Origin of the sequence: Cuniculiplasma thermophilum (genome assembly GCF_052315355.1) — an archaeon.
Lineage (GTDB): Archaea > Thermoplasmatota > Thermoplasmata > Thermoplasmatales > Thermoplasmataceae > Cuniculiplasma.
Genome location: NZ_JBLSDF010000003.1, coordinates 54,079 through 63,296 on the forward strand (window position 1 = coordinate 54,079; position 9,218 = coordinate 63,296).

Annotated in this window: 10 protein-coding genes; 7 read left to right on the forward strand and 3 right to left on the reverse strand. The window is 38.9% G+C overall.

All coding sequences use genetic code 11. The annotated features are described in order from the left end of the window. Positions 1 to 91 precede the first annotated feature (91 nt). From ACNF42_RS01035 to ACNF42_RS01050, 4 genes are read left to right on the forward strand one after another with little or no spacing between them, the layout of a single operon-like run. A complete protein-coding gene (locus tag ACNF42_RS01035; RefSeq protein WP_443337923.1) occupies positions 92 to 592 on the forward strand; it encodes a PadR family transcriptional regulator in 501 nt (166 codons plus the stop codon). Continuing rightward, positions 561 to 2,042, forward strand: coding sequence for an MFS transporter (locus tag ACNF42_RS01040; RefSeq protein ID WP_443337925.1), 1,482 nt, complete (start codon positions 561 to 563; stop codon positions 2,040 to 2,042). Before ACNF42_RS01035 ends, ACNF42_RS01040 begins: the two co-directional genes overlap by 32 nt. Next, complete coding sequence (locus ACNF42_RS01045; protein WP_443337928.1) at positions 2,023 to 3,657, forward strand: COG1361 S-layer family protein; 1,635 nt, start codon at positions 2,023 to 2,025, stop codon at positions 3,655 to 3,657. Before ACNF42_RS01040 ends, ACNF42_RS01045 begins: the two co-directional genes overlap by 20 nt. Continuing rightward, positions 3,654 to 4,145 carry a CopD family protein gene (locus ACNF42_RS01050; RefSeq protein ID WP_443337931.1) on the forward strand — a complete coding sequence of 164 codons (492 nt, stop codon included), beginning with the start codon at positions 3,654 to 3,656 and terminating at the stop codon, positions 4,143 to 4,145. The genes ACNF42_RS01045 and ACNF42_RS01050 overlap by 4 nt, the downstream gene beginning before the upstream one ends. A 140-nt stretch (positions 4,146 to 4,285) precedes the next feature. Here ACNF42_RS01050 and ACNF42_RS01055 read toward each other — a convergent pair whose 3' ends face one another. Both ACNF42_RS01055 and ACNF42_RS01060 read right to left on the reverse strand, forming a co-directional pair. Beyond that, entirely contained in the window at positions 4,286 to 4,849 is a 564-nt protein-coding gene (locus tag ACNF42_RS01055) for a 30S ribosomal protein S7 (RefSeq protein WP_443337933.1), read from the reverse strand. Further along, positions 4,849 to 5,277 carry a 30S ribosomal protein S12 gene (locus tag ACNF42_RS01060; protein WP_443337935.1) on the reverse strand — a complete coding sequence of 143 codons (429 nt, stop codon included), beginning with the start codon at positions 5,275 to 5,277 and terminating at the stop codon, positions 4,849 to 4,851. The genes ACNF42_RS01055 and ACNF42_RS01060 overlap by 1 nt, the downstream gene beginning before the upstream one ends. A gap of 532 nt (positions 5,278 to 5,809) precedes the next feature. Here ACNF42_RS01060 and ACNF42_RS01065 point away from each other — a divergent pair. The 3 genes from ACNF42_RS01065 to ACNF42_RS01075 all read left to right on the forward strand — a co-directional run bounded on the left by ACNF42_RS01065 (position 5,810) and on the right by ACNF42_RS01075 (position 8,834). After that, positions 5,810 to 7,516 (forward strand): alkaline phosphatase family protein, encoded by a 1,707-nt coding sequence (locus tag ACNF42_RS01065; RefSeq protein WP_443337937.1) that lies wholly within the window; start codon positions 5,810 to 5,812, stop codon positions 7,514 to 7,516. Further along, complete coding sequence (locus ACNF42_RS01070) at positions 7,516 to 8,049, forward strand: hypothetical protein (RefSeq protein WP_443337939.1); 534 nt, start codon at positions 7,516 to 7,518, stop codon at positions 8,047 to 8,049. The genes ACNF42_RS01065 and ACNF42_RS01070 overlap by 1 nt, the downstream gene beginning before the upstream one ends. Positions 8,050 to 8,210: 161 nt before the next feature. Beyond that, positions 8,211 to 8,834, forward strand: coding sequence for a class I SAM-dependent methyltransferase (locus ACNF42_RS01075; protein WP_443337942.1), 624 nt, complete (start codon positions 8,211 to 8,213; stop codon positions 8,832 to 8,834). Positions 8,835 to 8,884: 50 nt separating this feature from the next. Here the strand turns inward: ACNF42_RS01075 and ACNF42_RS01080 are convergent, their stop codons facing one another. After that, positions 8,885 to 9,040, reverse strand: a complete 156-nt coding sequence (locus tag ACNF42_RS01080; RefSeq protein WP_443337944.1) for a hypothetical protein — start codon at positions 9,038 to 9,040, stop codon at positions 8,885 to 8,887. Positions 9,041 to 9,218 lie beyond the last annotated feature (178 nt).

Consider the following 9,218-nt stretch of genomic DNA (forward strand, 5'->3'; position numbering starts at 1 on the left):
TATTAACATTCATTTTCCTTAAATACAAAACGATAAAAATATGTTAGATTAAAATACTTTAAATATGTCAAATCAATGTCGAATTCGATATATGACAGCAGGAGAATATCTGGATAGTGCATTGTTCATAATTTCCCTAAAACCTATGAGTGGATATGAGCTTTCCAGAAAACTGAAATGGGATGGATCCATGGTCTCAGGGGGTACAATAAGACCACTCCTGAAATCACTGGAGAAACAGGGTTTTATAACATACGATACCAGAGGCAGGGCAAAGGTTTACAGATTGACTCAAAAGGGCGAAAGATACGTGTCAAACCTGAGGCTTTTCAGAGAGACCATGAGAGAAAAAATGCTAAAGGCATCAATGGGGCGAGATATTCTATTTCCTGAAGTACTTACTGACATAGAGGACACTGCGATTCTAAATGAAGCAATAGAAGAGATGGCAAATCTCATAATAAAACAGGTTAAAATAGCATTTGCCCTAAAAAAGAAAGGTGAAGAGGAGGGGCTGAAAACTCTCAAGACTATGATAGAAAGGGATATGAGTGAGATCCTTGAAGCCAGAAGAAGCAGAATTCACCAGTGAAGAGATTCAAAAACATGCTACATCGACAATAATAGTGATGGCCCTGATGGGTACTCTTATAACCTATGTGGAAACAATGGTTACCCCTGCCATCAATATACTGGTTCATGACTTTCATACCACATATACACAGATTTCATGGATAATAACCGCCTATGTTATAAGTGGTACAATATCAGCGGCACTTTTCGGAAGACTTGCAGATATTGTGGGCCGAAAGAAGATATTTGTTTCCCTCTCAATTGTATACACAATTGCCGTTTCCCTGGGAGGTTTTGCCACAAATCTTGGAGAATTGATTGCCATAAGGGCACTTCAGGGTCTTGGATTTGGGATGTTTCCGGTTGCCTTTGCACTTCTGAATGATCAGGTACCAAAGGAGAGACTTGCCCTGGCACAGGGTATATTGAGTGCCACATTTTCGGCAGGAGCGGCTCTTGGACTTGTTCTTGGATCTTGGATAATCAACAATCTTGACTGGGAATGGTCATTCCATTCGGCAATACCCGTCGCCATAATTCTTTCAGTACTTTCATGGGTAATATTGAGAGATAGCAGGGCTCCGGCAGGAGAAAAAATAGATTATCTTGGAATAGCATTTCTTTCATACACCGTTTTCGCGTTTATACTTGCAGTCTCGGAGGGTCAGGACTGGGGCTGGACATCCATGACCATAATAATGCTGTTTGTGAGTTCATTTTTCTCCCTGATCTATTTCCTTATCTCAGAGAGAAGTCTATCAGATCAACCATTCATAAATCTAAACACCCTCAAAATAAGAAATGTCTTACTTGCAAACATATCTGGATTGTTCTCACTCGCATCTCTCTATTTCCTCTTCTTTACAGTACCAACACTTCTCCAGGCTCCTGCACCTGCCGGCTTTGGAATGTCAATATTCGACTCCGGACTTATACTTCTTCCAGCAGCAGTACTGAGCATGCTCATGGCTCCAGTTGGGGCAAAGATCACACTTGTACGTGGACCAAAGGTCAGTATAATCGTGGGTAGCGTTGTTCTGATGTTTTCCTATGTTTTTCTGATATTCTTAAGATCAAATGTCCTCTACATAATAACAGGAGCCTCCATTCTGGGTGCCGGTCTTGGAATGGTTTTTGTAGGAATAATAAACATACTTCTGCTTTCTGTGCCACCGGAAAAGGCTGGTGAGGCCACTGGAATGAATGTGGTTTTCAGAAATGTTGGAACCGCAATAGCCCCGGCAGTAGCAGGGGTCTTTGAGACCATATACTTTGAAAATGTTGCGGTGGCCTATATTCCATTTAAGATGGGATTATTGCCCGCAATTCCATACTATTACAGTTTCCCATCTTCCAGCGCATATACTGTGATCTATGGAATTGGAATAGTGTTCATAATTGTAAATCTCGTAATAGCGTCTATGATGAAAAATATAAAGGTGAAAAAAAATGAAGAAATACCTGTTTAGTTTTGTAATTGCGTTTATTGTCTTTGGAAGTTTGCTGGGCGCCATATCAACGACATCCAGTGCAACAGGTGGGGGACAGCCCTTCGTCGAAACTCAGACATATTGGGTCAATCAGTCAAGCCAGCTGGTTGTGACGCCCGGTATGAATGACATTCCTCTATTTGCCAGTTTCGAGGCAACTAGTTCATCCATGAACAACCTTCTGGTAAATATGTCCATAGGTCTGAACTACAACGGTTCAGGCCCATTGTCTGAAAGTTACGTTCACGGTCTGAACAGGAAGGTCACGGATTATGAGAATTATATTTACCAGGCCGGAAAAACCTATACTGCATATCAGCTGGTGAATATATCAGCCAATTACAGTTCAGGTCTCTACACCGAATTCCTCAACTACACAGTTACCAATATCACAAAGGGAACTCAGGTTGCCAGAGGTCAGATTCCTTTCCAGATCGATATTGCTGGAAGTATTAACCTTGAAGTTTCCGCAGTCTATTTTACATTTGACGGCCAGATGATAGAGCCTGAACCTGGATTGCATAACGGGTTAATGCACATTGTGCTGGAAAATGCTGGAACAGGATCAATAGTAAACGCTTCTATTTCGTACATGCCCCAGTATCCTTTTAGTGGGCATTCCTATGTGCTGAATGTACCTGGAATTGAAGCCTTCGGAATCCTTAATATTACAGTTCCTGTCAACATAAGTGAGAGTGCGGGATACGGTAATTATAACATAAGCCTGAATGTGAGCTATGATGGCACAAATCACTACATAACAAGGGATGTGGTTATAACAGGATACAGCTCCATAATGCTGATTCAGTATCACACCAACCCACTCATAGTATACGAGGGAGAGAAGTATGTTGCTCTCGATGCTGAGATCATAAATAATGGAACTTCACCACTTTTCAATGAGCCTGTATCGTTCAACGGCTCGTTTAAGACTCTGGCTGGTAATTTCACTCTTCCAGCCCTCATGCCAGGAGCAGTAATGAATCTCACATTTTATTTTAACAGTCCTTACGCTCATGGAATGATATACCCATCGCTGAAAATTGGATCATCCATATTCAGCATTCCAGTGTATATACATGAAGGTGCCAAAATATCCGTTACCTCTGGCAGTTTTAATTTCAATCCAGGTCAGTCAAAGGCAGTTATGACCTTTGTTTTTACCAACGCAGGAAACAGAACTGCGTATGATATTCAGATACATCTCCTTTCTCCATCCATACTGAGTATTCACGTTTCATCATCCAATCCACTGGGTGCACTTACTGCCAATAATGTGACCATAGGAAGCCTCGCCCCTGGAACGTCGTTCACTGTTACATTTATTGTTGATCTTTCAGGATCCGCAAGCACAGGTACATACAGTTCACAGATCGCCTATTCCTACATGTACAACGACAGTACAAGCCGTTTCAATCAGTTCTATAATTTTGACTTCCATGTGGTTCCAACAGAATTACAGAATATACAGCAGACCGTAAATCCATCAAATATTATATTCGATGGTGTTATCATAATTCTGCTTGTTCTGATTCTTTCAGGCCTGTTAGTCGCAGCCAAAAGAAGAAAGAACAAAACGAAGGGTAAAAAATGATAATCATTGATTTTATAATTTTGTGGATCCACATATTTTCTGCAATATTTTTTGTTGGTGGATCTTTTTTTATCTGGCTTGTTGTGGTTCCTGCATCGTTCAAAATTACGGATGATGAAAAATTACGAACAAGGATCGTAGGACTGATTGGAAAGCAATTTGCCCTATTCACAGACATTACACTTGCAATTCTTATCATTACTGGAATATACAACGCAACCTGGTACCTGGACTATGACATTTCAAATCTCTATGACACTCAGTACGGATTGACCTTACTTGTGAAGATCATACTTGTGGGTATAATGATAGTGATAATGTACGGAAATAATATTTATCACGGAAAGAAGATCATGAACCTGGCAAGGGAGGGAAGATTCGAAGAAATGAGAAGAATGAGGAAAGTTTCTCACTTCTTCTCATACATTACTCTGGGACTTCTTATGGTAATAACAATACTTGCAGTTGCCCTTCAGTTCTATCTGTAAATTCAATAAATTATGGGAACAGACCCTTTATTTTTTAAAAATCCACATATGAATTTGACATTCAAAAAGAGTCGAATCTCAACCAATCATAAAATGATTCTTTAACGGAATGTGGATAAAAATAAATTTTGTTGAAAGAATTACCTTGCAGATGCAGCAATTCTTTCGATCTCTTCCTTCTTTGCTACTGCATGGGAATTCTGGTCATTTCTTGCGGCCTGCATTATCTCGTCGGCAAGGCATGCCTCGATTGGCTTCTTGCTCTTGTAAGATGCATCAGTTGCACCAATTGCTATGTTTCTGAGTGCTTCATCAACTCTTCTTGAAGGTGAAACATCAACTGCCTTTGGAACGGCAACTCCACCGTATTTCAATCTTGTTACCTCTTCTCTTGGAGCCGCATTTTCAATTGCATTTACAAGTATCTGAACAGGGTTTTGTTTTGTCTTTTCCTCTATGAGCTGAAATGCCTCCTTAAGTATTCTATATGCTCCGTATTTCTTTCCTGTCCATTTTTCTGATCTCATAAGTTTGTTTATGAGTCTTTCTATTGTGTTAATATTCCTTTTACCAGCTGAATAGTTGGAGAATCTACCGCCAGTATGAAGATTCATGTATGAGGTCAGATTTATGTATTTAGATAGACCTTCATCATGTATTTCTATTCCTGAAATATCATATTTACCGAATATCTTTAGTTCCATTATCTCACCGTCTTCTCCTTTCTTCCTCTTACAAGTTCAATAAGTGAAATTCCATTAACAGCGACTACCTTATATCTGACTCCAGGAATGTCTCCCTTACTTCTTCCCTTTCTTCCGCCGATACCTTCAACCATTACTTCATCGTGCTCATCTATGTAGTTTATGGCACCATCCCCTGGGGCAAAGGCAGTTATCTGTCTTCCATTCTTTATCAACTGAATCTTAACGCATTTCCTGATGGCCGAATTTGGCTGTTTAGCCTCAATTCCTATCTTTTCAATAACGATACCTCTTGCCTGAGGCGCACCCTCGAGAGGATCACTCTTCTTCTTTAAATCAAGCATTCTCCTCTTGTATTTACTGTTTGACCATCTGAATTTTTCTCTATCTCCACTCAATTTTGAGCCTGCATTTTCACCATTCGCCAATGTATCACCTGTTGTTAAATTGAACCATATACCTATATGAAGTATAAGGGTAATGGAAATATGAATATAAAACATGTTATAGTGAGAGTGGAAAGATTTTCAACCATTCACCTTTTTGAAATGAATTACAGTGATAAAGTATACCGTTATCTGTAATAATTTTTCCAGTTCCATTTCCATATTTTGATAAATCAATGTTTGACATAGGAATATACAGGGGAATCATGATGCTTTCTTTAATCAGAGAGTCCTTTGATCACACAATAAATTATTGAATTCCCTATATCTCCCTTAATCTTGTTTAGGAACAAATGAAACAGTTTAATAAAGATTCCACAGAACAATCAAAAATGCATGAAACATAAAATCTCTTGAAATAAATGGGTGACCAGGAAATCCTCTTTTACATTCCTGTATATTTAGTATTTTGCCAATAATTATCTGTATATATGGCTATGATATTTATTGGTATTAATTTTTAGTATTCTTCTATGATGCAAAATAATCAAATTATAAATGGTGGTTTGTAAGGATGCGTAAGGTAATCAGAAATGTGATCCCCAATGGTACAACTTCTGCCAGAATACTTCAATTATTATTCATATCTTTCCTAATTGTGGCTCTGATTGTGCCAATGACTGGTAGTTTGAATATTTCATATCAGAATAATCATACAGTAAATTCAAAGGCAATCTCGAAAACTTTCCAAATCTATGGCAACCAGAATATACATAAGATAAAGCACATTGTTGAGATAATAGAAGAGAATCAAGCTTTCGATACAATATTCGGAACATACCCATACGGTTACAGGCCAATTATAAACAATATAACAAACTCAGTTATGAGACCAACTGGATTCTATAGGAATGTAAGCCAGTTGGAAAATTCAGATGGAACACTTTCCTATATCTCCATACCGAAGGTACCGTGGTTGCCATTTCTTGGAAGTGCAAGTCCTTATTACGCCAATGGAAATTCAACAATAGATCCCTATGAAGGCTGGACCTCCTATCATGGTGATTACTGGTTTGACACCGAAAAGGGTTTCTATTATTATTCAGGACCCCAGTCAATGGCATACTTTTCCTATGAACAGGTGGGAATACTGTGGGATTATGCGGAAGAATATTCCATATCAGACAACTATTTTGCCCCAGTGATGGGATTCACAGAGCCAAATAGAATCGCATACCTTCTTGGAGAACCTGCGAACATATACAGTGATTCAGCCAGAAATGTGGCACCATTCAATCAGACAATTATGGGTCAGCTTCAGAGGAATAATATCAGCTGGGGCTACTATGCCTATGATCTTGAAAATGGAACTGTACCATGGCCAGTGGACGAATTCACCGGTGCCAGCTTTTACAGAAATCACTTTGGAAATCTTACTCAATTCAAAGAAGAACTGAATGACAGTAGGATGCCATCAGTGTCATGGGTTATGTTTCTTGGTGGTAACAACGACAGATATGATATGCATCCACCCTACAATATAATGCAGGGAAGCGAGAAACTTGCCTCTGTGATAAACAGCATTGAGAAGAGCAAATTCTGGAATTCCACTGCTGTTTTTATCACCTTCGATGAAGGTGGCGGATACTATGACCAGATTACTCCACCGTCCATAGATCACTTTGGGCTTGGTCAAAGGATACCTCTCATTGTCATTTCCCCCTATTCAAGGGAGGCATTTGTCGGAAATCAGACAATATCTGGATACAGCATTCTTGGCTTCATAGATCAGGACTTTAACTTATCCTATCTTACAAGCACTGTGGAGGATAGTAACAGTGCAGGTATTATTCAGATGCTCAACCTTACGGGAAATCCAAGATCGCCAATTTTCATCAATCCTGATAACTGGACCTATCCAATGAAGCTTCAGTATCCTGTGCATTACAACTATTTTGCCATGGTAAAGGATCACAATGGGTACTCTACAGTTTACTCATCACCCGAAATGGACTATCTCCTACCCCTTGAGATTCTGGGATTTGCACTTATAATCTTTTCAATGAAATTCAGGAAATTATTTTACATTCCTCTTCTCCTTTTCGCAGTTACTCTGGGAATATCGGCGTATCTGAACAATTATTTCAATATATACTCCTACGTAACCCAGTACTATCTTTTCTCATCGCTCATCGGTTTCTTAATTTCCGTGGTTCTGGTTTACAGAGAACTCCGTAAAAGAGGTTATTTGAAAGGTTCAGTTTCTTCAGGTGGAACCTAATGTTCAGTACTCTGGCCTTCTTCATATCCTTTATGCCATGTACCTTTGAAGGCGTTGAGATGTCCGTTTTTTCTATGGCCGCTTCAGCCACAAATAGAAAAAGTGGGCAGATGGGAACCATAGTTGGTGTACTCATCGTTCTCTCTTTGACTTACATTACATACCTGTACCTGCCATATCTCATAAATGATCAGGTAGAGAAGATAATGAAGACCTCAATTGGAATCATATTCATATCCATAGGAACCGCAGTGCTCCTATTCTTTGACAGCAGATCATCCAGTGGTTCATTTTTCACCGCTGCCTTTGGTATAGCAGCAGAGGGAATCGAAGTAGATCTTTTTCAAATATCATCTTTTCTCATTACCGGGCATCTAATCTCAGCAATTCTGGGTGGTATACTTGGATTTTCAGTTGTACTGGGATTATTCACCATTCTTTCTTTACATTTAAAGGAATCAATTATGAAAGGTGCTGCGGTCGTCATACTCTATACAGTTGGATTCGTCGTACTGACCAGTGGTTTTTTCTAGATAACCTAAAAGAGAAATAAGCAAATCACTTTCCAAATTCAGCCATAGGGAATAAGGCGACATAATGTGGTGTTTGGGTAATGATTCCATAAATTGGAAATGAATTTATGGATTTATGATATGCTGGAAAGATATATAATATTGGGAAGAGATGTTTACCAATGCCTGATATTACTCCCAGAGATTTCTATTCCTCCCATGGTGTAAAATGGCTTTCTTCATTTAAAAAAGAGGAATGGACTGAAAAAGAGTTGCTATACCTTAAAAATATGCTCAGAAAGGATTGGAGGATTCTCGATCTTGCCTGTGGATACGGCAGGTTTACAATACCTCTGGGCGAAGAAGGATACCATATGGAAGGCTTGGACATCACCCCGGTATTCATAGAAGAAGCAAAAGACAGGGCTAAATTGAGGAATCTTAATATTCAATTCACAGAGGGCGATATGAGAAAAACTCCATACAGTGATGAATGCTTTAACTCTGTTATATGCATGTGGAATGCCTTTAGTGAATTGATATCAGTGGATGATCAGATCATGGTTTTAAAGGAAATATACAGAATCCTGAAGAAGAATGGAATTGGACTGATTGAAGTGAGAAACCATAGATCCCCAGGGCCTGTTCAGAATAATCAGATACAAGGAGAAGCTGCCATGCCTACGTACAATCACACCAGGGGAAGTATGAAAAATATTCTAACCAGGGCAGGTATAAAAAATTATGAAATATCACTGGAAATATTCGGCCTTAGAAAAAGGTTGATCGTAAAAATCATAAAATGATTTATGAATATTAATTAAAAATATTTTCTTTCACAATTAGATCAATCAGCTTACATTACCACAACTATGTACGCCATCAGGCTGATTATGGAAATTTGCAAAATTAACTGAACTGTTGCCGTAATAGATATGATTCCCAATCTCTTTGAGATCTCCTTAGCATTTGATTTGTCCTTATTTCTTCTATGAAAAAAGTTCAATGACATTCATGTAATTGCATCCGATTTATTTATTTTTCCTTCAGTGCTGTTTCTCTTTCGCCTCTCCTTCTTAACATTCCTGAGTTCATTCAGGCTATCTTCTATTGTGCGGATGGATGATGGTTTTGCTGCCCTTGATCTCATGGCGATCATCTTCCTTTCCGTCAGTGCATCGATCCGATCA

Bases quoted from the DNA above. Each gene is read 5' to 3' on its own strand.
- ACNF42_RS01035 (WP_443337923.1), top strand. From the start codon at position 92: ATGACAGCAGGAGAATATCTGGATAGTGCATTGTTCATAATTTCCCTA.
- ACNF42_RS01045 (WP_443337928.1), top strand. From the start codon at position 2,023: ATGAAGAAATACCTGTTTAGTTTTGTAATTGCGTTTATTGTCTTTGGA.
- ACNF42_RS01050 (WP_443337931.1), top strand. From the start codon at position 3,654: ATGATAATCATTGATTTTATAATTTTGTGGATCCACATATTTTCTGCA.
- ACNF42_RS01055 (WP_443337933.1), bottom strand. From the start codon at position 4,849: ATGGAACTAAAGATATTCGGTAAATATGATATTTCAGGAATAGAAATA.
- ACNF42_RS01065 (WP_443337937.1), top strand. From the start codon at position 5,810: ATGCGTAAGGTAATCAGAAATGTGATCCCCAATGGTACAACTTCTGCC.
- ACNF42_RS01070 (WP_443337939.1), top strand. From the start codon at position 7,516: ATGTTCAGTACTCTGGCCTTCTTCATATCCTTTATGCCATGTACCTTT.
- ACNF42_RS01075 (WP_443337942.1), top strand. From the start codon at position 8,211: ATGCCTGATATTACTCCCAGAGATTTCTATTCCTCCCATGGTGTAAAA.
- ACNF42_RS01080 (WP_443337944.1), bottom strand. From the start codon at position 9,040: ATGTCATTGAACTTTTTTCATAGAAGAAATAAGGACAAATCAAATGCT.